The 19,124-nt window shown below is 69.9% G+C and carries 21 protein-coding genes and 1 rRNA gene; 9 read left to right on the forward strand and 13 right to left on the reverse strand.

The window, feature by feature from the left end; all coding sequences use genetic code 11:
• Window positions 1-83, forward strand: a 5S ribosomal RNA gene (rrf, locus tag ACZ7G3_RS32585); the annotation flags it as partial.
• Between the two features lie 83 nt (window positions 84-166).
• Here rrf and ACZ7G3_RS32590 read toward each other — a convergent pair.
• Both ACZ7G3_RS32590 and ACZ7G3_RS32595 read right to left on the reverse strand, forming a co-directional pair.
• The gene (locus ACZ7G3_RS32590; RefSeq protein ID WP_470930003.1) at window positions 167-838 is read right to left on the reverse strand and encodes a response regulator; all 672 of its coding nucleotides are present in this window, start codon (window positions 836-838) and stop codon (window positions 167-169) included.
• On the reverse strand, window positions 835-2,097 hold the full coding sequence (locus ACZ7G3_RS32595; protein WP_470930005.1) for a sensor histidine kinase: 1,263 nt from the start codon (window positions 2,095-2,097) through the stop codon (window positions 835-837). The genes ACZ7G3_RS32590 and ACZ7G3_RS32595 overlap by 4 nt, the downstream gene beginning before the upstream one ends.
• A gap of 94 nt (window positions 2,098-2,191) precedes the next feature.
• Here ACZ7G3_RS32595 and ACZ7G3_RS32600 point away from each other — a divergent pair, with 94 nt between their 5' ends.
• On the forward strand, window positions 2,192-2,752 hold the full coding sequence (locus ACZ7G3_RS32600) for a GNAT family N-acetyltransferase (RefSeq protein ID WP_470930007.1): 561 nt from the start codon (window positions 2,192-2,194) through the stop codon (window positions 2,750-2,752).
• 22 nt (window positions 2,753-2,774) lie between these two features.
• Here the strand turns inward: ACZ7G3_RS32600 and ACZ7G3_RS32605 are convergent, their stop codons facing one another.
• The 8 genes from ACZ7G3_RS32605 to ACZ7G3_RS32640 all read right to left on the reverse strand — a co-directional run bounded on the left by ACZ7G3_RS32605 (window position 2,775) and on the right by ACZ7G3_RS32640 (window position 11,465).
• Window positions 2,775-4,355: a type IV secretory system conjugative DNA transfer family protein gene (locus ACZ7G3_RS32605; RefSeq protein WP_470930009.1), complete on the reverse strand. Its 1,581-nt coding sequence runs from the start codon at window positions 4,353-4,355 to the stop codon at window positions 2,775-2,777.
• Window positions 4,356-4,378: 23 nt separating this feature from the next.
• Window positions 4,379-5,791 carry an ATP-binding protein gene (locus ACZ7G3_RS32610; RefSeq protein ID WP_470930010.1) on the reverse strand — a complete coding sequence of 471 codons (1,413 nt, stop codon included), beginning with the start codon at window positions 5,789-5,791 and terminating at the stop codon, window positions 4,379-4,381.
• A 12-nt stretch (window positions 5,792-5,803) separates the two neighbouring features.
• Complete coding sequence (locus tag ACZ7G3_RS32615; protein WP_426601870.1) at window positions 5,804-7,363, reverse strand: SCO6880 family protein; 1,560 nt, start codon at window positions 7,361-7,363, stop codon at window positions 5,804-5,806.
• The gene (locus ACZ7G3_RS32620) at window positions 7,360-8,706 is read right to left on the reverse strand and encodes a hypothetical protein (protein ID WP_470930013.1); all 1,347 of its coding nucleotides are present in this window, start codon (window positions 8,704-8,706) and stop codon (window positions 7,360-7,362) included. The genes ACZ7G3_RS32615 and ACZ7G3_RS32620 overlap by 4 nt, the downstream gene beginning before the upstream one ends.
• Window positions 8,696-9,511, reverse strand: a complete 816-nt coding sequence (locus tag ACZ7G3_RS32625; protein WP_470930015.1) for a hypothetical protein — start codon at window positions 9,509-9,511, stop codon at window positions 8,696-8,698. The genes ACZ7G3_RS32620 and ACZ7G3_RS32625 overlap by 11 nt, the downstream gene beginning before the upstream one ends.
• A gap of 167 nt (window positions 9,512-9,678) precedes the next feature.
• A complete protein-coding gene (locus tag ACZ7G3_RS32630) occupies window positions 9,679-9,987 on the reverse strand; it encodes a hypothetical protein (protein WP_398136057.1) in 309 nt (102 codons plus the stop codon).
• A 218-nt stretch (window positions 9,988-10,205) separates the two neighbouring features.
• Window positions 10,206-10,604 (reverse strand): DUF397 domain-containing protein, encoded by a 399-nt coding sequence (locus tag ACZ7G3_RS32635; protein ID WP_470930017.1) that lies wholly within the window; start codon window positions 10,602-10,604, stop codon window positions 10,206-10,208.
• A 9-nt stretch (window positions 10,605-10,613) separates the two neighbouring features.
• The gene (locus tag ACZ7G3_RS32640) at window positions 10,614-11,465 is read right to left on the reverse strand and encodes a helix-turn-helix domain-containing protein (protein ID WP_470930019.1); all 852 of its coding nucleotides are present in this window, start codon (window positions 11,463-11,465) and stop codon (window positions 10,614-10,616) included.
• Between the two features lie 201 nt (window positions 11,466-11,666).
• Here ACZ7G3_RS32640 and ACZ7G3_RS32645 point away from each other — a divergent pair, with 201 nt between their 5' ends.
• The 3 genes from ACZ7G3_RS32645 to ACZ7G3_RS32655 all read left to right on the forward strand — a co-directional run bounded on the left by ACZ7G3_RS32645 (window position 11,667) and on the right by ACZ7G3_RS32655 (window position 14,199).
• Window positions 11,667-12,095 (forward strand): ATP-binding protein, encoded by a 429-nt coding sequence (locus ACZ7G3_RS32645; protein ID WP_426601865.1) that lies wholly within the window; start codon window positions 11,667-11,669, stop codon window positions 12,093-12,095.
• Between the two features lie 137 nt (window positions 12,096-12,232).
• The gene (locus ACZ7G3_RS32650; protein WP_470930022.1) at window positions 12,233-13,252 is read left to right on the forward strand and encodes a bifunctional lytic transglycosylase/C40 family peptidase; all 1,020 of its coding nucleotides are present in this window, start codon (window positions 12,233-12,235) and stop codon (window positions 13,250-13,252) included.
• A 236-nt stretch (window positions 13,253-13,488) separates the two neighbouring features.
• Window positions 13,489-14,199, forward strand: a complete 711-nt coding sequence (locus ACZ7G3_RS32655) for a phosphatase PAP2 family protein (protein WP_426601863.1) — start codon at window positions 13,489-13,491, stop codon at window positions 14,197-14,199.
• Between the two features lie 146 nt (window positions 14,200-14,345).
• Here the strand turns inward: ACZ7G3_RS32655 and ACZ7G3_RS32660 are convergent, their stop codons facing one another.
• Window positions 14,346-14,516, reverse strand: coding sequence for a hypothetical protein (locus tag ACZ7G3_RS32660; RefSeq protein WP_426525452.1), 171 nt, complete (start codon window positions 14,514-14,516; stop codon window positions 14,346-14,348).
• 87 nt (window positions 14,517-14,603) lie between these two features.
• Here ACZ7G3_RS32660 and ACZ7G3_RS32665 point away from each other — a divergent pair, with 87 nt between their 5' ends.
• The gene (locus ACZ7G3_RS32665) at window positions 14,604-15,596 is read left to right on the forward strand and encodes an SCO4651 family lipoprotein (protein WP_470930024.1); all 993 of its coding nucleotides are present in this window, start codon (window positions 14,604-14,606) and stop codon (window positions 15,594-15,596) included.
• A 77-nt stretch (window positions 15,597-15,673) separates the two neighbouring features.
• A complete protein-coding gene (locus ACZ7G3_RS32670; protein ID WP_426525480.1) occupies window positions 15,674-15,838 on the forward strand; it encodes a hypothetical protein in 165 nt (54 codons plus the stop codon).
• A gap of 75 nt (window positions 15,839-15,913) precedes the next feature.
• Here the strand turns inward: ACZ7G3_RS32670 and ACZ7G3_RS32675 are convergent, their stop codons facing one another.
• Complete coding sequence (locus ACZ7G3_RS32675; protein WP_426525448.1) at window positions 15,914-16,294, reverse strand: metal-sensitive transcriptional regulator; 381 nt, start codon at window positions 16,292-16,294, stop codon at window positions 15,914-15,916.
• A 249-nt stretch (window positions 16,295-16,543) separates the two neighbouring features.
• Between ACZ7G3_RS32675 and ACZ7G3_RS32680 the strand changes: the two genes are divergently transcribed.
• On the forward strand, window positions 16,544-17,164 hold the full coding sequence (locus tag ACZ7G3_RS32680; protein ID WP_003974832.1) for a DUF47 domain-containing protein: 621 nt from the start codon (window positions 16,544-16,546) through the stop codon (window positions 17,162-17,164).
• Window positions 17,165-17,171: 7 nt separating this feature from the next.
• A complete protein-coding gene (gene pitH / locus ACZ7G3_RS32685; protein WP_426601860.1) occupies window positions 17,172-18,170 on the forward strand; it encodes a low-affinity phosphate transporter PitH in 999 nt (332 codons plus the stop codon).
• A gap of 126 nt (window positions 18,171-18,296) precedes the next feature.
• On the opposite strand, the gene pstB is transcribed toward pitH, so the two are convergent.
• Entirely contained in the window at window positions 18,297-19,073 is a 777-nt protein-coding gene (gene pstB / locus ACZ7G3_RS32690) for a phosphate ABC transporter ATP-binding protein PstB (protein ID WP_055417635.1), read from the reverse strand.
• Window positions 19,074-19,124 lie beyond the last annotated feature (51 nt).

Here is a 19,124-nt window from a genome sequence, read left to right on the forward strand (position 1 = left end):
ACATTTCGAACCCGGAAGCTAAGCCTTACAGCGCCGATGGTACTGCAGGGGGGACCCTGTGGGAGAGTAGGACGCCGCCGAACAATCATTGCGAGAAGACCCCGCACCGGGAACGGTGCGGGGTTTTCTGCGTTCACGGCCCTTTTCGTTCGGGGCCTCTTTTTGCTCAGGACGGCTTCACCAGTTTCGTGTCGTACGCCAGGATCACCGCCTGGACCCGGTCCCGTGAGCCGGTCTTGGCCAGGATGCGGCCCACGTGGGTCTTGACCGTCGACTCGGCGAGGTGGAGGCGCTCCGCTATCTCCGTGTTGGTCCAGCCCTGGCCCATGACCCTGAGGATCTCGCTCTCGCGGTCGGTGAGGGAGGCCAGGCGGGGATCGGGGGAGTCGTCCTGCGCTGTTGTGGCGGCGGCCGGCAGATGGTGGACGTACGTGTCGAGCAGGCGGCGGGTCAGGCTCGGGGCCACCACCGCGTCGCCACTGGCCACCGCACGGATGCCGGAGAGCAGTTCCTCCGGCTGGGCGTCCTTGACGAGGAAACCGGAGGCTCCGGCGCGCAGGCCGGCGTAGGCGTACTCGTCGAGGTCGAAGGTCGTGAGGATGAGGACGCGCGTGCGGCCGCCGCCCGCGACGATGCGGCGGGTCGCCTCGATGCCGTCGAGGCCGGGCATGCGGACGTCCATGAGGACGACGTCGGGGTGGAGCTCTGCCGTCATACGGGCGGCTTCCGCGCCGCCCGCCGCCTCGCCCACGACCGTCATGTCGTCCTGGCTCTCCAGGAGCATCCGGAAGCCGAAGCGCTGAAGCGGCTGGTCGTCGGCGATGAGGACGGTGGTCACTGCGGGGGTTCCTCCGGTAGGTGCAGGTGGACGCGCCAGCCCCGCTCGGGGCCTGGGCGTGGGCCGGCCTCAAGTGTGCCGCCGTACAGGGAAGTTCGCTCGCGCATTCCGGGCAGGCCGCGGCCGTCGGAGAGGGCGGGGGGCGGGCCGCCGCGGCCGGTGTCGGTGACGGTGAGGGTGACGGCGCCGCCGGACTCGTAGGAGAGGCCGATGTGGGCGGTGGCGTCCGGCCCGGCGTGTTTGAGGGTGTTGGTGAGGGCTTCCTGGATGACGCGGTAGACCGTGAGCTGGCGGCCCTCCGGGAGCGTGGGGTGGCCATTGACGGTCGTACGGACGGGGAGGCCGGCCCTGCGGACGCCGTCGAGGAGGCGTTCGAGGTCGGTGAGGGCGGGCTGCGGGGCCAGTTCGGCCGGCTGGATGCCGTCCTGTTCGTCGTCGCGCAGGACGTCGAGCAGGCGGCGCAGTTCGCTCAGGGCCTGGCGGCTGGTGGTGGCGATGGCGTCCAGGGCCTGGGCGGCGCGTTCGGGGGACTTGGCTGCGGCGTAGCGGCCGCCGTCGGCGAGACCGGTGATGACGGAGAGGTTGTGGCCGATGATGTCGTGCATCTCGCGGGCTATGCGGGCGCGTTCGGTGGCGGCGGCGAGCCGGAGCTGCTGGTCGCGTTCGTTCTCCAGGCGGCGGGCGCGGTCCTCCAGGGCCCCGGTGTAGTCGCGTCGGCTGCGGACGGTGATCCCGATGAGGGCGGCCACGCCGATGGAGAGGAGCTGCGAGCCGAGCTGCTGGTTCCAGGAGCCCGCGCTGTCCCCGTACCGGGCGACCGCGACACAGGTCGGGGCGGTCGTCAGCGCCACCGCCCACCACAGGTTGCGCAGCGGCAGGCGCAGGGCGATGTGGTGGACGAGGAGCAGCTGCAGCAGGGCCGCTTGCAGGGCGGCGCCCGACCAGGCGTTCAACAGGGCCGCGGGCAGCGTGGCGAGGAGGGCGGCCTGGGGGTGGCTGCGACGCCAGAGGAGGGGGACGGAGAGAGCGAGGCTGAGGGCGATGACGAGTCCGGTGGGGACGCCGGGGTCGTGGGCGACGTTGCGCCAGCCGCCGGAGGCGTCGATCAGGGCGGCCAGTACCCAGAGGCCGGTGAGGTGCAGGTCCCAGACGAGGGGCCGGCGGCGGTCGAAGGCGCGTACCCGGCGGTTGACGCGGTGCACGTACTCGGTGAGGGGTTCGGCCGTTCGTTCTTCCGGCGCGGGCTTCACGGGCTCCATCCGGCCATGATCGCGGTTCGTGGCGCGGAGGGCGTCCGCCCGGAGGCCGTATATCGGGTGAGGGGCGTAGTACCCGGGTATTACGGTGGCCCGCATGAGTGCCTCTGCCCCTGGTGACTACGTGATCCGCTCCATACGTGCCGACGAGTGGCCGGCGGTGAAGGAGCTGCGGCTGCGTGCGCTGCGGGACCCGGTCGCGCATCTCGCGTTCCTGGAGACGTACGACGACGCCGTGGACCGGCCGGACTCCTACTGGCGGGAGCGGGCGGCGAAGGCCGCCGAGGGTGCTTCCGGGGTGCAGCAGATCGTCGCGGAGGGGCCGGGCGGCCGGTGGCTGGGCACGCTGACCGTGATCGTGGAGGAGGCCGGGACGGCGGACTGGGCCGGGTTCCCCGTGGAGCGGCGGCAGGGGCACGTGGTCGGGGTGTTCGTACGGCCCGAGTGGCGGGGCAGCGGGCTGACGAAGGCGCTGTTCGCCGCCGGGCTGGAGTGGGCGTGGGCGAGCGGCCTGGAGCGGGTGCGGCTCTTCGTGCACGCGGAGAACGGGCGGGCGCAGGGTGCGTACCGGAAGGCGGGGTTCGCGCCGAGCGGGCGGACGGTGACGCTGGAGGGCGGGGCCGGGGGCTGCGAGCTGGAGTTCGTGGTCGAGCGGTGACGCGGGCCCGCGGCCGTCGGCGTCACACCGGCAGTTCGTCGTGGGGCCAGCGGGCCCGGCCCTGTTCGCGGGAGCGGAGCAGCGCCAGGGCGGGCATGCCCCGGTCCGCGCCGGTGGCCAGCAGCTCCGGGAGCTGGGGGAGCGGGGCCACGGCGGCGACGTCGTCCAGGACGAGGGTGAGTGGTGGGTCGAGGCGACCGGAGGATGACCGTTCGGCCATGCGCCGGCCGCGCTCGACCACGCTTGAGACGAGCGCCGTCAGCAGCGGCATCGCGCCCGGGCTCGTCCGGGGGTCTTCGATGGATTCACCCACCACGTAAAGGGTTCCCTGTTCGTGGATGAAGGAATCCAAGGCGAGGGCATCAGTTCGGTTGGGAGTGCATGCCTCGCGGATGTTGACCGTCGAGAGGACGGCCAGGGCCCGGGTGGTCAGCTGCTGGGCCATGTCCCGGCGTTCGGGGTGGGCGGTGAGGGCCCCTTCGAGTTCGCCCGCCGCGCCGGGGGCGGCTTTGGGGTTCGTACGGAGGACGCGTACGGCGTCCTGGATCTGGAGGCCCTGGGACCAGCGGTGGACGTGGCGGACGGTGCGGCCGTCGACGGCGGCGGCGTGGAGGTAGCTGCGCAGGAGCAGTTCGGCGGTGTCGCCGACCGCCTGGTCGAGCCGGGCGGTGGGGCGGACCGGCGTGAGGAGGGCGGCGGCTCTGCTCACGGCCGTCTGCCTGTCCTCGCAGCCCACGGTGGGGGACCAGTGGAGGCGGGCCGGGGTGTCGCAGAGGTGGTTCGGGTCGTAGAGGTGGCAGGGGCCGAGTTTCGCGCGGGCGTCCTTGGTGTCTGACCAGAGCGCCGGGTTCGAGGTGATGACGAGGGCGGGGCCTTCCGCGTCGCGCAGGGCCTGGCTCGCGGTCGACCGGCGGGCGCCGGGTGCGCCGTAGTGCACCGCGCCTTCGGGGCGGTGCGTTTCCCAGCGGTGCGCTTCCCAGCCGTGCGTGTGCCTGCCGTCGCCGTCGGCCGCAGGGGTCAGGGGCTTGTCCTCCGGTGGCGTCTCCGGTCGGGGTGCCCTCTGGGTCGGCACCTCGTGGGCGTGTGCCGGGTCCGGTTGCCGCTCCAGGACCGGTTGCGGCTCCGGTTCGGGGGCCGGGGCCGGGGCCGGGGCCGGGATCGCGGTCGGAGGTGAGGCCGGAGTCGGAGTCGGTTCCTGACTCCGTATGTCCGCCGCCGGGTCCGCCGCTCGCCGCCGCTGCCGTACCGCCCGCCACCGGGCCAGCGTGCCCATCACGAAAACGGCCAGCACCACCAGCACCATGACCTGGCCGATGAACAGCCCCCAGAACAGCCCGTACCCGGAGAGTGCCGTCTCGGGGGTGTCCGGCCAGGCGCCGGGGAGGTCGTGGGGTTCGGAGACCAGGTGGCGCATGGCCAGGGGCGTGCCGGTGAAGGTGACGCCGGAGGGCCAGGAGCCGTGGGCGAACAGGGCGGAGAGGCCGGTCGCCGTCCACACCAGCAGGGTCATGCCGAGGAGGAAGGCGAGGATGCCGATCAGCAGGCCGTCGGGGATGCCGCCCTGCTGGTCCGGCCGCCGGCCGCGGTGGTCGTCCGGTCTCATGCCTTCGGTCCCTCCCGGTCTTCCTACGCCACCGTCGATTCGGACGTCTCGCCGATGTGCTGTTCCACGAAGGCCGCCGCCCGTTCCTCCGCCTCCAGTTCGGCGGCGCGCAGGGCGTCGTCGTTGAAGTCGGCCGAGGACTCGGTCATCGCGCGGTCGGTGAAGACCAGGGGGCGTTCGGTCTCGGTGATCAGGTGTTTGACCACCTGGACGTTGCCGTTGACGTCCCACACCGCGATGCCGGGGGTGAGGGTGGGGATGATCTCCACCGCCCAGCGTGGCAGGCCCAGGACGCGTCCCGTGGCCCGCGCCTCGTCGGCCTTCTGGGCGTAGATGGTCCGGGTGGAGGCCATTTTCAGGATGGCCGCGGCTTCTCTGGCCGCCGCTCCGTCGACGACGTCCGACAGGTGGTGCACCACCGCCACGAAGGACAGACCCAGCCGGCGCCCGAACTTCAGCAGCCGCTGGAACAGCTGCGCCACGAACGGGCTGTTGATGATGTGCCAGGCCTCCTCGACCAGGAAGATGCGCTTCTTCCGGTCGGGGCGGATCCAGGTGTGTTCCAGCCACACGCCGACGATGGCCATGAGGATCGGCATGGCGATGGAGTTGCGGTCGATGTGGGACAGGTCGAAGACGATGAGGGGGGCGTCGAGGTCGATGCCGACCGTCGTCGGGCCGTCGAACATGCCGCGCAGGTCGCCGTCGACGAGGCGGTCGAGGACCAGTGCCACGTCCAGGCCCCACGCCCGTACGTCGTCTATGGCGACGTTCATCGCCTCCGCGGACTCCGGCTCGGGGTGGCGGAGCTGCTCGACGATGTCGGTGAGGACCGGCTGGCGCTGGACGATGGTCTCGTTGACGTAGGCGTGCGCGACCTTGAGGGCGAAGCCGGAGCGTTCGTCCAGCCCGTGGCCCATCGCGACCTCGATGATGGTGCGGAGCAGGGCCAGCTGGCCGGTCGTCGTGATCGCCGGGTCGAGGGGGTTGAGGCGGATGCCGTGGTCCAGGGCGGCCATCGGGTCCAGCCGGATGGGCGTTATGCCCAGCTCCTCGGCGATGAGGTTCCACTCGCCGACGCCGTCCTCGCCCTGGGCGTCCAGGACGACGACCTGGCGGTCCCTGAAGCGGAGCTGGCGCAGGACGTACGTCTTCTCCAGCGCCGACTTGCCGTTGCCGGACTCGCCGAGCACCAGCCAGTGCGGGGCGGGGAGCTGCTGGCCGTACAGCTGGAAGGGGTCGTAGATGTAGCCCTTGCCGGAGTAGACCTCGCGGCCGATGATCACACCGGAGTCGCCGAGGCCGGGTGCGGCGGTCGGCAGGTAGACGGCCTGCGCCTGGCCCGTGGAGGTGCGGACCGGGAGGCGGGTCGTCTCCACCTTCCCGAAGAGGAAGGACGTGAAGGCGTCGGTGAGGACGGACAGCGGGTCCCGCATCAGGCTCAGCCCCTACCTTCGGATGCCGGTGGCGAACGGAAGCGTGTTCACGAAGGCGCGATGGTGCTCACGGTCGCACCACTCCAGTTTCAGATACGACTTTCCTGCCGAGGCTCGTATCGTCCGCTTGTCGCGGGCCAGTGCCTCGGGGGAGCGGGAGGAGACCGTGATGTAGCCGACCAGGTTGACGCCGGCGGCGCCGCTGGCGAGGTCCTCGCCCCGCTGGTCCAGCCGGCCGTGGGCGGCGACGTCGCGGGGGTCGACGGTCCGGTTCATCTTGGCGGCGCGGGAGGCCTCGGCGTCGTCGTTCGTCTTCTCGGTCAGCATGCGTTCGATGGCGACCTCGGTGGGTTCGAGGTCCATCGTCACGGCGACCGTTCGGATCACGTCCGGGGTGTGGACGAGGAGCGGCGCGAGGAAGTTCACGCCGACCGGGGTCATCGGCCACTCCTTCACCCAGGCGGTCGCGTGGCACCAGGGCGCGCGGGTGGAGGACTCCCGGGTCTTGGCCTGGAGGAAGGTCGGCTCCATGGCGTCCAGTTCGGCCGGCCAGGCGTTGCGCTTGGTCATCGCCTGGATGTGGTCGATGGGGTGGTCCGGGTCGTACATCGCGTGGATCAGCGAGGCGAGCCGGCCCTGGCCCAGCGGCTGGCGCACCCGGATGTCGGCCTCCTGGAGACGCGAGCAGATGTCGGTCAGCTCGCGCGCCATCACGACCGCCAGTCCGGCGTCGCGGTCCAGCTTGCGCCCGTTCTGCGGGCGGGCGGCGCGGGCCATGGCGTTGGCCTCGGCCGCCAGCTCGCGGGTGTAGTGCATGCAGGCGATGAGGTAGGCGCGGTGCTGCTCGCTGCTGGTGGACACCATCGACTGGAGCTGGTCGTACGACTGCTGCAGCCACCCCGGTGACTTGTCGTCGCCGCGCTGGGCGACGTCCTTGGCGTGCGCGTCGGGGTCGGCCGGGAGGGTGCGGGCGAGCATCTGGATGCGGGTGACGAAGCCGTCGCCGTTGGCCACGTGCTTGAGCAGGGTGCCGAAGCGGTCGACGAGGGCTTCCTGGTCCTCGGAGTCGCGCAGGCCGACGCCGGGCCCCTCGATCTCGATCGCGGCGGTGACGGTCTTGCGGTCGGCGTGCAGCAGTACGGCGATCTCGTCCGGCCCGAAGGGCGCCGCCAGCCAGCTGATGCGGCCGATGCCGGGCGGCGGGCCGATCTCGACCTCCCGCCCGTCGATCCTGGTGCCGGCCTCGATGGCGCCGGAACGGTAGGTGGTGCCGCGGCGGAGCGTCCGCTTGTAGCTGCGGTTGATCTCGAACCACTTGTAGAACGTCCGGTGCTTGTACGGCACGTAGACGGCGGCCAGCGCGAGCATCGGGAAGCCGACGAGCAGCACGATGCGCAGGGTCAGGACGGGGACGAGGAGCCCGCACATCATGCCGAGGAACGCGCCGACGACGATCAGCGCGATCTCACCGGTCTCGCGGTTGCGGCCGACGATCGCGTTCGGCCGGGCGCGGCCGATCAGATACGTACGGCGGGGCGTGACCGGATGGGACACGTGGGACTCGGTCGTCAACGCCCGTCACCTCCTGTGCTCTTCTTAAGGCTGTTACGGGTGTTGCCGGCGTGCGGCGTGTTCACCGGGCTGCCGGAGCGCGGTGCGGGTGCGGCGGAGGGGACACTTCCGCCGCTGCCGTTCGAGGGGCGCGTGCTGTGCGCGGCGACTCCGCCGGAGGCGGGGTTCGAGGGGCGGGGCGCGGAGGAGGAGGTGGACTGGCCGCCTCCGCCGTTGCCGTTGTGGCGGGTGCTGTGGGTCCTGATGCCCTGGGCGACCAGGTTCGCCGGGGAGCTGATGACGGCCGCGGCCTTGCCCTCGGCGCCCTGCATGATGCGGTTGTTGCGGCTGTTCGCGATCTCGTCGCCGAAGCCGGGGACGAAGCGGTAGATCATCGCGGAGGCGAAGATCGCGAGCAGGATGATCGCGAGGCCGGAGACGATGGCGGCGACGGAGTCGGGCCCCTCCTCCGTGGTCAGCGCGCCCGCGAGGCCCAGCACGATGACGATCACCGGCTTGACCATGATCACGGCGATCATGATGCCCGCCCAGCGGCGGACGTGCCCCCACAGGTTCTTGTCGACCAGTCCGGCGTAGACGACGACACCGAGCAGCGCGCCGACGTAGAGGAGGACGGCCCTCAGGTAGAGCTCCAGGTAGAGGACACCCGCGGCGATGATCGACACGAACGACACCAGGATCAGCATGATGGGGCCGCCGCCGATGTCGTCGCCCTGCTCCAGCGCTTGGGAGAACGTGCCGAAGAAGGTGTCCGTCTGGTCCCCGGTGCCCTTGGCCAGGACATCGGTCACGGCGTCGGTCGCGGACACGACCGTGTACAGGATCAGCGGCGTGAAGGCCGAGGCCAGGACGGTCAGCCAGAGGAACCCGACGGCCTCGGAGAGCGCGGTGGTGAAAGGGACGCCGCGCATGGCGCGCTTGGCGACCGCCAGCAGCCAGAGGACGAGGGTGAGGATCGCCGACGCCCCGAAGACGATGGCGTACTGCTTGAGGAACGTTCCGTTCGTGAAGTCGACCTCGGCGGTGTTCTTCACGGCGTCACTGAGGGTGTCGACGGTCCATGCGGCGGCGTCGGCGAAGCCCTTGGCGAGGGAGGAGAGGGGGTCGACGGTGGTGCTGGGGTCGTAGTCCTGGCTGCCGGCACCTCCGGTGGAGCCGCCTTCGCCGCCTTCGCCTCGTTCGCAGTAGTCCTTGGCGGGGCCGCGGATGAGGTCACAGGGGTCTTCTGTGTCCGTCGGCGCGGGGGTGGGTGCAGCAAAGGCCCGGGTGGCCAGCAGCACCGTGGCGGTCTGCACTGCGGCAACGGCGGCCGCGGCCTTGAGGACGCGGTGGTTAGCGCGCATATGTGAACCCTCCGTACTCCTCGACGGCCTTCGTCATGTCGTCGGCAGTGGAGGCCCTCTGATCGCGACCAACCGGCACTGGTCCGTCCTTCTGCTGGAAGTCGATGACCTTCCAGTCGTTGTTGGCCCACGTCAGCTGGTACGTGGTGGTGTACCAACTCTCGGTGACCGGGTTGGTCGAGTTGCCACCGGACAGGCCGAAGAGGGACGTGTACCAAACCTCTACGGTGGCCTTCTCGGCATTCGACGCCGTGAGCTTGGTTCCCACCGGAATCACCCGCGAGACGAAGGTCTGACCGGACGGTGCCTTGCCGTTCTTGTCGAGGCCGATGTTCGCCAGGAACTCCTGCTTCGAGTAGGCGCTGTCCAGTTCTGTCAGCCGGTTAGCTACGACATCAGGCGCGTAGACAGTGCTGATGATGTCGTGCCGTCTGGCCTTGTCGAACATGCCGTCAGAGCCCAACGCCACCGCATAGTTCGCCGCCGCGCTCTGCGCCCCCTGCTCGTCGTGGGCGAAGCCCGACTGCACCGGCTGTGTTCCGGAAGGCGCCGTCGCCGACGTCTTCGGTTTGTCCTCGGCCGCCTCGTCCGCGGATGAGGAATCGTCTCCTCCACGGTTCGCGAAGGCGATCGCGGCGATGAGGAGGACGACGACGCCGACCACGGTGACCAGGCTGCGCGACGACGAGCGGCCGCCGCGCCGGGGGCCGCCGTAGCCGTCGCCGCCCCCGTCGGGCAGCCGGGTCCGTGTCTGGCCGGTGCCGCCGTAACCGCCGGAGGACTGGTGATCGTCTCCGAGACTCATGCCGCGTTCGCCCCCTCGACGTCGTGTCTGCCGTAGAAGTACGACGGTAGCCGTGCTGGTCCCCGCGCGGACGCGGTGTGGTGACTCGACATCAGAGAAACGCAACCTCAGCCGGTTGGCACGACGGGCGGGTGGGATGGGGGAGAAAAGGGGAAGCGTGTGTCGGGCTACACGGCCATCCCGTACACGATGGTGAAGAGCGTGCCGAGCGAGCCGATGATGAACACGCCCGTCAGGCCCGCGATGATGAGGCCCTTGCCCTGCTCCGCGCTGAAGGTGTCGCGGAGCGCGGTGGCACCGATGCGCTGCTTGGCGGCACCCCAGATCGCGATGCCGAGGCAGAGCAGGATGGCGACGGCCATCACCACCTCGATCATGATCTTGGCCTCGGTGCCCAGGCTGCCGAAGGGGCCCCAGTCCGGAGCGATCCCCCCGATGATGGTGTTGATGTCTCCCTCGTCGGCCGCAAAGAGCATGTAAGTCACCGCCCCTGTTGGGTAGTTCCGCGCCCTCTGCGGACGTGCAGAGGTCAGGCATCATTGTCGCTGACGATGACGCCGTCGTATGTCGACTTGGCGTCATTGATTGGCGGGTTTCGTGCGAATAGCTTGCCACCGGCCCGCGCCAGGCCCTAACGGAGTGGCGCGAACCGGTATGTAAAGAGTCGTATGGTCACTCTGTGTATCACGTTCCGTTACGCCGGGCAACGATTTTGAAGTGCAACCTGTTGTCCGATTGCGTCGTTGAGCCCTTCCGCGAAGTGGTCGAACTCGCCCGCCCGTACGCCCAGCGCGAAGGCTTCCCACTTCTGGCGATCCGTCGTGACGACGGTCCCGGGGGCGTGGGTGTCGTGGATGCGTACGGGGGCGCCGCCGTCATCCTCCTGTGTGAAGGAGACGCGGATGGCCGTCGGCCGGGTGTTCGACTTCACTGCGGTGAGCAGGGCGCCGAAGGCGGCGGGGGTGGCGGTGAGTATGGAGCCGGTGGGGTCGCTGCTCTCGGTGAGATGGACGGCGCCGGCCGTTGCCGCGACGTGGATGCAGGACTCGCCTTCGCCGCAGTAGGTGGACTTCTGCCACTGGATGAGCTGCATGGCTGCCTCTCAGATTGACTGGCTGATGTGGTGGATGAGGGCCCGGGACTCCAGCTCGATCAAGCTCAGGGACATGAGGCGGTCCAGGACCACGCGGTACTTGTTCAGCTGGGCCTCCGCGTCCAGCAGGGCGATGCCGTGCGATTGGTCGAGTTGGACCGTGTCGAGCGGAGGTACAGGGCCGTGCACGTAGTAGACGGGCTGCCCCGCCCCCGGATAGCCACCCGCCTGGAAGGGGATGACGTGGACCGAGATGTTGGGGTGCTCGCTCATCTTGATCAGGTGCTTGAGCTGTCGCTTCGCCACGTCCCGGCCGCCGAAACGCATGTGAAGGGCGGCCTCGTGAATGATCGCGCGGTAGGGGATCGGGTCCTTGCGGAAGAGGACCGCCTGGCGCTTGATGCGGAACGAGGTCCGGTGCTCCACCTCTGGAGGTGACAGGTCGGGGACGACCTGGTGGAACACCTCGCGGGCGTGGTCCAACGTCTGGAGCAGGCCCGGGATGCCGGAGGTGTGGGCGGTGCGCAGCGCGGTTCCGTGATGCTCCAGCTCGGCCAGGTCCAGCAGTCCCGGCGGAAGCATGTTCCGGTACTCCTCCCACCAGCCCCGCCGACGCTCACCGGTCATTCCTGCGAGCGCCTCGACGAGATCCTTGTCAGGGCACTCGTACTGGCACGCCAGTGTGCGCACGCGGTCGGCGCTCACCGGTAGGCGGCCCGTTTCCATGTTGCTGACCTGGGCCTGCTTGATGCCGAGGAGGCGTGCCGCTTCCGTCGAGGTCAGGCCGGCGTGCTCGCGCAGCTTGCGGAGCTCGGCGCCGAAGCGGAGCTGTCGTGCTGTGGGGTTGCTTCTCACGGCCATGACCGTCGCTCCTCCGTACCACTTGTCACCCACTCAGGTGGAAGAAGTAGTTATAGCTCCGGATGGGATAAAGAACATATCCCGCGGTGCTAGCTTCAGTTGTGGCGCCTCACCGCCCAGAAGTGCACCGGCCGACGGACCGGCATGCCACTGGGCAAAGGAATGAGAGTCCCCAACTCTTCTCTGTGAACGGAGACTTCCATGGCCACCGTAAACCCGTCCTGGGGCTACACCCTCCACCTCCCGCACGATCCACGCGCACCGGGGATCGCCCGCACGACCCTCCGCGCCACCCTGGCCGCGCACGGTCTCGCGGAGCTGACGCCCACCGCCGAACTGCTGGCCGCCGAGCTGCTCGCCAACGCCCACCTGCACACCGCCGGCCCCTACTCCCTCCGCATCCTGTCGCGGGAGCCGGGGCGGTTGCGGGTCGGCGTGTGGGACAGCGACTGGAGGGTGCCGCCGGGCTTCCGCGACGGGGAACCCGGCGCCGTGGCCCCGGAGGACGCCGAGAGCGGCCGGGGTCTGCATCTGGTGCGGGCCTGCGCGGACGCCGTGGGCGTGTCGGTGCTGCGCGAGCTCGGCGCCTCGAAGGGCGGCAAGCTGCTGTGGGCGGAGTGCCGGCGGTGACCGGGGCGGCGGTAGCAACGGCGCTCGCGGCGGGCGCTGTTCGACGGGGCCCGGTGGGGCGCAAACGCGCCATTCGCTGAGGGGCGGGCCCGAAACGGGGACGACATGGCCGGAAAGTGTTATTGAACGGCCCGGACATGGGGGAGGGTTGGGCCATGCGCAAGATGTGGGTCGGGGCCGGTGTTGGGGTCGCCCTCGGGATGGGCTTCGTGATGCTGCTCGTCGTGGGCGTCTACGTCACCGCCGGGAACCTCTCCGGCGGCAGCGGCGGCGGGTCGAAGAAGCTCGCCAAGGGGTCGGTGCCCGCGGCGTACCAGCCGCTCGTGCAGAAGTGGGGCAATCACTGTCCCGCCATCAGTCCCGCGCTGCTCGCCTCCCAGCTCTACCAGGAGAGCCGCTTCAACCCGAAGGCGCAGAGCCATGCGGCGGCGCAGGGCATAGCGCAGTTCATCCCCGGGACGTGGGCCACCCACGGGATCGACGGGGACGGTGACGGCGACCGGGACGTGTGGGACCCGGCGGACGCCATCCCGTCGGCGGCGTCGTACGACTGCTCCCTCGCGTCGTACGTGAAGGACGTGCCCGGGAACCCGACCGAGAACATGCTGGCCGCCTACAACGCGGGGCCCTACGCGGTGATCAAGTACCAGGGTGTGCCGCCGTACGAGGAGACGCAGAACTACGTCAGGACGATCACGACGCTCGCGAAGAGCTTCGCCGCGCCCACCACCCGGGTCGACCCCTCCGAGCAGGCCGCCGGGGCCATCGCCTACGCGCAGGAGAAGCTCGGCACGCCCTACCTGTGGGGCGGGAACGGCACGGCCGACCAGGGCGGGCGGTTCGACTGCTCCGGGCTGACCAAGGCGGCGTACGAGAGCGTGGGGATCAAGCTGCCCCGGGTCGCGAACGACCAGTACAACGCGGGGCCGCACCCGGGCAGGGACGAGTTGCTCCCCGGCGACCTGGTGTTCTTCTCGGACGACCTCACCAACTCCCGGGCCATCCGGCATGTGGGGATGTACGTAGGAGGCGGATACATGATCAACGCGCCCAGGCCGGGTGCTGTGATCCGGTTCGATCCGATCGACACCCCCGACTACTTCGGGGCCACCCGGGTGACCGAAGATGGCGCGAAAGCGCTGCCCACCAAGGTGTGAATGCCATGGTTTGAACGCAGCGTGAACCCATGCCCTGAGCTGCGACGACGTGTTTCTCTTCGATAACGTCTGCGTGATCATTCGGTGGAGTGTGGAACGTATCAACGGGGGTCGTGCGTTCCTGTTCACGTGTAGGTGTGCGGACCGTTCGGTTCCGGCGGATCTACGACCACGGGGGTGGCAGAAGAGGCGTGCGCTTGGCGCGCCGGAGGAAATGACGAAGGGGCCGCAGCACCATGGCTGGACTCGCCGAATCCGGGTCGAACCCCGACGTCGAGCTGCTCTACGACATCAACGGCCTGGCCAAGGACGCACCGCACTGGTTCGACCGGGTCATGGAGTTCGTGGGTGAGTACGGACTGCTGTTCGCGATCGTGCTGCTGGTGCTGTGGTGCTGGTGGTCCGGGCGGCGGCGGGACGGGGAGGACGCGGCCTCGAACGTGGCGGCACTGGTGTGGGCGCCGCTCGCGGCCGGCGTCGCCGTGCTGGTCAACGTGCCGATACGGGGATTCGTCGAGCGGCCACGGCCGTTCAAGACCCATGACGGGCTGGAAGTGCTCGTCGCGGGGAAGGACGACTTCTCCTTCGTGAGCGACCACGCGACGCTCTGCATGGCCCTGGCCGTCGCCCTGTTCGTCGCCAACCGGAAGTTCGGGCTCGCCGCGATCGTGCTGGCGGTGTTCGGCGGTTTCATCCGTGTCTACATGGGCGTCCACTACCCGACGGACGTCATCGGCGGCTTCGCCCTCGGTACGGCCGTCGCGCTGCTGCTGTCGCCGGTCGCCATGGCGCTGCTCGTGCCGGTGACGCGGGCCGTGGAGCGGTCGCCGCGGGCCGGGTGGCTGATCAGCGCGCGGGGGCGGGGCGACGCCGCCGGGCGGAGCGCCGTGATCCCGGGGGCTCGCCAGGGGAGTACCGGAGCGGAGGAGCGGGACCTCGCCGCGTGAGGCCGCTCCGGAGAACGCCCGAAGCGCCTTCGGGTACGTGAGGACGCAGGTGAGGACGCGGTCCGGGTCGTCCCGGCGCTCGAGAAGCGCCGGGGGCCGGGCCGCGTCTTCGTCGTTCAGCGGGGTGCCGCCGGCCTGATCCGGGGTCAGGCCTGTGCGTGCGTCCGGGCGTCGGTGCGGGCCTGGCTCCTGGCCCTGCGGGCCGGACCCCGCCAGCCGCAGGTGCAGCGGGCCAGGCAGAAGGGGCCCTGTTCGACCGTCGTCGTGAGGTGTTCCGGGACATCCTGAGGAGCTTCGAGACCTTCCTGCTGCGCCACGTCCACAACGTTACCGGCGTCACCTGCCCCTCGTTAACCGGGACGGCAGGGGGACCGGAACGGGCGTGACGGCTGGAGTAGGTGGCGATGGACCGATGGGAGAGGAAGCGGCGCAGTAGGAGGGTGGGCGGGCGCCTCGTCCTCGCCCAGGGCGTGGTCTGTGTGTGTCTGACCGGGGGCGCGTGTTCCGGGCTGGGAGCCGCCGTGCAGGGGGCGGGCGGAGGCCAGGAGGCGGGTGACGGCGATCCGGTCGCCGTACTGCACCGGGCCGCCGGCCGGCTGGTGGCCGCCGGCAGTGCCAGGACGCGTACCGCGATGGAGATGGCCAGCGGCGGGACGCGGGTGACCATCCGCGGCGAGGGTGTGTACGACTTCGGCGGGCGGCTCGGGAGGCTGAAGGTACGGCTGCCGCAGGACCCCGCGGGGGTGAGCGAGCACCGGCCGATCACCGAGCTGCTCGCACCGGGCGCCCTGTTCATGAAGAACCGCGGGGCCGGCGTGCCCGACGACAAGTGGGTGCGGGTGGACACCGCCTCGCTGTCCGACGGCAACCTGGTCACCGGCGGGGCGACGGACCCGCTCGCCGCCGCCGAGGTGCTGCTGGGGACGCGGACGGCGACGTACATGGGGCGGACGGAGCTCGCGGGGACCGCGGTGCGGCACTACCGGGGCACCGCCGACCTCGCCCGGGCGGCCCGGGACGCCTCGGACGACAACCGGAAGGCGCTGGCCGCGGCGGCCGAGGGGTTCGCCACCGCCGAGGTGCCGTTCGACGTCTACCTCGACGACGAGGGCCGGATCCGCAAGGTCCGGCACCGCTTCAGCTTCGCCAACGGGCGGGACGAGGGCACCGTGGCCGTCACCTCGACGACGCTGCTCTACGATTTCGGCGCCGCCGTCCGCGTACGGCTGCCCGAGGAGCAGGACATCTACGCCGGCAAGATCGCGGCGGAGCCGGGGGAAGGGTCGGCGGACGGGCCGGGGGAGGGTTCGGCCGCCGGGCAGGGGGAGGGCTCGGCGGAGGCGTCCGGCGCGGGGGCGGGCGCGGGAGCGGGAGCGGTGGCGGGCGGCAAGGACTAGCCCTTCCGTGCCATGCGCGGTGTGTAGGCCGCTCCCTACTCTAGGAAGCCGGTGACGGCAGAGACGAGGTGACGCGCGTGGCTCCGGTCGGTGGTACGGCGGTTCAGGACCACGTGGCCCTCGCCGAGATCGAGCTGTGCGGCGAGCTGATCATCGCGGCGTCGGCCGCCCGGGAGCGGCTGAGCCTGGAGAGCATCGACGAGGTGCTGCGGGTCGCCGAGGAGCGCGGGACCGGCCAGTAACGGCGCGTGCCCGGCCGGTAAGGGCCCGTGCCCGGCCGGTAAGGGGCCGACCGGCAGCGGATCCGGCGGTGCCGGTCACGTGCGCAGCAGCCGGCCGATCGCCTTCGTCGCCTCCTCCACCTTCGCGTCGATCTCGGCGCCCCCCTTGACGGCCGCGTCGGCGACGCAGTGGCGCAGGTGCTCCTCCAGCAGCTGCAGGGCGAAGGACTGCAACGCCTTCGTGGAGGCGGACACCTGCGTGAGTATGTCGATGCAGTACACGTCCTCGTCGACCATCCGCTGCAGGCCGCGGATCTGGCCCTCGATGCGGCGCAGGCGCTTGAGGTGCTCGTCCTTCTGCTTGTGGTACCCGTGCACACCGCGGTCGTGGTCGGTCACCGGGTCCGTCCCGTCCGCCGTCGGCACCGCGTCCACGGCGGGGGAGGGCGCACCTGCGCCGGCCTCGGTGGTCGTCATCGCGTCCTCCTGTTGTTGGGCAACGTGTGGGAGTCGGTCGGGGAGAGCAGGGCAGATAGCGGACATATACCCCTGGCGGGTATATCGTAACGAACTTCGCGGGGTAGAGGGCCCTTACCAGGCCCTGGCATCGCCCCCCTGCTCATCACTCTGCCTGATGGGCGACACTGGAGGACGGCCCGTTAGCAGTGGCCGGATGATGCGCCTAGCATCAGCCTGACCGAAACCGATGCACCCCGAGGACCCCACGTGCGCTTTCGTCTGACCCCCAGGGAGACGAGCTTCTACGACATGTTCGCCGCTTCCGCGGACAACATCGTCACGGGCTCCAAGCTCCTGATGGAACTGCTCGGGGCGGACGCATCCGCCCGGGCCGAGATCGCAGAGCGTATGCGGGCCGCCGAACACGCAGGTGACGACGCCACGCACGCGATCTTCCACCAGCTGAACTCCTCGTTCATCACGCCCTTCGACCGCGAGGACATCTACAACCTCGCATCCTCCCTCGACGACATCATGGACTTCATGGAGGAGGCCGTCGACCTGGTCGTCCTCTACAACGTCGAGGAACTGCCCAAGGGCGTCGAGCAGCAGATCGAGGTGCTGGCACGGGCCGCCGAGCTGACCGCCGAGGCCATGCCCAACCTGCGCACGATGGACAACCTCACCGAGTACTGGATCGAGGTCAACCGGCTGGAGAACCAGGCCGACCAGATCCACCGGAAGCTGCTCGCCCACCTCTTCAACGGCAAGTACGAGGCCATCGAGGTGCTGAAGCTGAAGCAGATCGTGGACGTCCTGGAAGAGGCGGCCGACGCCTTCGAGCACGTGGCGAACACGGTGGAGACCATCGCGGTCAAGGAGTCCTGACCCCTTCATGGACACCTTCGCTCTGGTCGTGACCATCGGGGTCGCGCTCTTCTTCACGTACACCAACGGTTTCCACGACTCGGCGAACGCGATCGCGACGTCCGTGTCGACGCGTGCGCTGACGCCCCGGGCGGCGCTCGCCATGGCCGCGGTCATGAACCTCGCCGGCGCGTTCATGGGTTCCGGGGTCGCCAAGACCGTCAGCGAGGGGGTGATCGAGACCCCCGAGGGCTCGAAGGGGATGGGCATCCTCTTCGCCGCGCTCGTGGGCGCGATCGTCTGGAACCTCATCACCTGGTACTTCGGACTCCCCTCGTCCTCCTCGCACGCGCTGTTCGGCGGCATGGTCGGGGCGGCCCTCGCCGGGAGCACGACCGTGTACTGGCACGGGGTCGTGGACAAGATCGTCATTCCCATGTTCGTGTCGCCGGTGATCGGCCTGCTCGCCGGGTACCTGGTGATGACCGGGATCATGTGGATCTTCCGGCGGTCCAATCCGCACAAGGCCAAGCGGGGCTTCCGTATCGCGCAGACGGTGTCGGCGGCGGGCATGGCGCTCGGCCACGGTCTGCAGGACGCGCAGAAGACGATGGGCATCGTGGTGATGGCGCTGGTCATCGCCGACGTCGAGGACTACGGCGACCCCATTCCGGTGTGGGTGAAGGTCGCCTGCGCGCTGATGCTGTCCGCGGGGACGTACGCGGGTGGCTGGCGGATCATGCGGACCCTGGGCCGGAAGATCATCGAGCTGGACCCGCCGCAGGGGTTCGCCGCGGAGACGACCGGTGCGTCGATCATGTTCGGGTCGGCGTTCCTGTTCCACGCGCCGATCTCGACGACGCACGTCATCACGTCCTCGATCATGGGCGTGGGCGCGACGAAGCGGGTGAACGCCGTGCGGTGGGGCGTCGCCCGGAACATCATCGTGGGGTGGTTCATCACGATGCCGGCGGCCGCGGTGGTGGCCGCGTGTTCGTTCTGGATCGTGAACCTGGCGTTCCTGTAGGCGTCGCCCGGCGTCCTGGCCGGGAGCCGCGCAGCTGAGAGGGCCCGCCCCCGGAATCCGGGGGCGGGCCCTTGTGCTCCTCGCGGTGGCACCGCCATGCAGCACCGCGAGGGGATCGGGTTCGGGCTATCCGAAGCGGCCCGAGATGTAGTCCTCCGTGGCCTGGACCGACGGGTTGGAGAAGATGCGCTCCGTCTCGTCGATCTCGATCAGCTTGCCGGGCTGTCCGACGGCCGCCAGGTTGAAGAACGCCGTACGGTCCGAGACGCGCGCCGCCTGCTGCATGTTGTGCGTCACGATGACGATCGTGAAGCGCTCCTTCAGCTCGCCGATCAGGTCCTCGATGGCGAGGGTGGAGATCGGGTCCAGGGCGGAGCAGGGCTCGTCCATGAGCAGGACGTTCGGCTCGACCGCGATGGCGCGGGCGATGCACAGGCGCTGCTGCTGACCGCCGGAGAGGCCGGAGCCCGGCTTGTTCAGGCGGTCCTTCACCTCGTTCCAGAGGTTGGCGCCGCGCAGGGACTTCTCGACGACGTCGTCCAGCTCCGACTTCTTGAACTTGCCGTTGAGCTTCAGGCCGGCGGCGACGTTGTCGTACACCGACATGGTCGGGAACGGGTTCGGCCGCTGGAAGACCATGCCGACCTCGCGGCGCACGGCCACCGGGTCGATGCCGGCGCCGTAGAGGTTCTCGTCGTCGAGCATGACCTTGCCCTCGACGCGGCCGCCGGGCGTGACCTCGTGCATGCGGTTGAGCGTGCGCAGGAACGTGGACTTGCCGCAGCCGGACGGGCCGATGAAGGCCGTCACCGAGCGGGGCTCCACCGTCATCGAGATGTCCTCGATGGCGAGGAAGGAGCTGTAGTAGGCGTTGAGGCCGCTGACATCTATGCGCTTGGCCATGGGAATCACTGCTTCTTTCGGGTCGCTGACTGTCTTCGCCTTGGCCGCGTC

Source organism: Streptomyces sp. NPDC037271 (genome assembly GCF_055603605.1).

Bases quoted from the DNA above. Each gene is read 5' to 3' on its own strand.
- ACZ7G3_RS32595 (WP_470930005.1), bottom strand. From the start codon at position 2,097: ATGGAGCCCGTGAAGCCCGCGCCGGAAGAACGAACGGCCGAACCCCTC.
- ACZ7G3_RS32625 (WP_470930015.1), bottom strand. From the start codon at position 9,511: ATGAGTCTCGGAGACGATCACCAGTCCTCCGGCGGTTACGGCGGCACC.
- ACZ7G3_RS32635 (WP_470930017.1), bottom strand. From the start codon at position 10,604: ATGCAGCTCATCCAGTGGCAGAAGTCCACCTACTGCGGCGAAGGCGAG.
- pstB (WP_055417635.1), bottom strand. From the start codon at position 19,073: ATGGCCAAGCGCATAGATGTCAGCGGCCTCAACGCCTACTACAGCTCC.
- ACZ7G3_RS32640 (WP_470930019.1), bottom strand. From the start codon at position 11,465: ATGGCCGTGAGAAGCAACCCCACAGCACGACAGCTCCGCTTCGGCGCC.
- ACZ7G3_RS32650 (WP_470930022.1), top strand. From the start codon at position 12,233: ATGGGGGAGGGTTGGGCCATGCGCAAGATGTGGGTCGGGGCCGGTGTT.
- ACZ7G3_RS32620 (WP_470930013.1), bottom strand. From the start codon at position 8,706: ATGCGCGCTAACCACCGCGTCCTCAAGGCCGCGGCCGCCGTTGCCGCA.
- ACZ7G3_RS32605 (WP_470930009.1), bottom strand. From the start codon at position 4,355: ATGAGACCGGACGACCACCGCGGCCGGCGGCCGGACCAGCAGGGCGGC.
- ACZ7G3_RS32655 (WP_426601863.1), top strand. From the start codon at position 13,489: ATGGCTGGACTCGCCGAATCCGGGTCGAACCCCGACGTCGAGCTGCTC.
- ACZ7G3_RS32630 (WP_398136057.1), bottom strand. From the start codon at position 9,987: ATGCTCTTTGCGGCCGACGAGGGAGACATCAACACCATCATCGGGGGG.
- ACZ7G3_RS32665 (WP_470930024.1), top strand. From the start codon at position 14,604: ATGGACCGATGGGAGAGGAAGCGGCGCAGTAGGAGGGTGGGCGGGCGC.
- ACZ7G3_RS32675 (WP_426525448.1), bottom strand. From the start codon at position 16,294: ATGACGACCACCGAGGCCGGCGCAGGTGCGCCCTCCCCCGCCGTGGAC.
- ACZ7G3_RS32600 (WP_470930007.1), top strand. From the start codon at position 2,192: ATGAGTGCCTCTGCCCCTGGTGACTACGTGATCCGCTCCATACGTGCC.
- ACZ7G3_RS32610 (WP_470930010.1), bottom strand. From the start codon at position 5,791: ATGCGGGACCCGCTGTCCGTCCTCACCGACGCCTTCACGTCCTTCCTC.
- ACZ7G3_RS32645 (WP_426601865.1), top strand. From the start codon at position 11,667: ATGGCCACCGTAAACCCGTCCTGGGGCTACACCCTCCACCTCCCGCAC.
- pitH (WP_426601860.1), top strand. From the start codon at position 17,172: ATGGACACCTTCGCTCTGGTCGTGACCATCGGGGTCGCGCTCTTCTTC.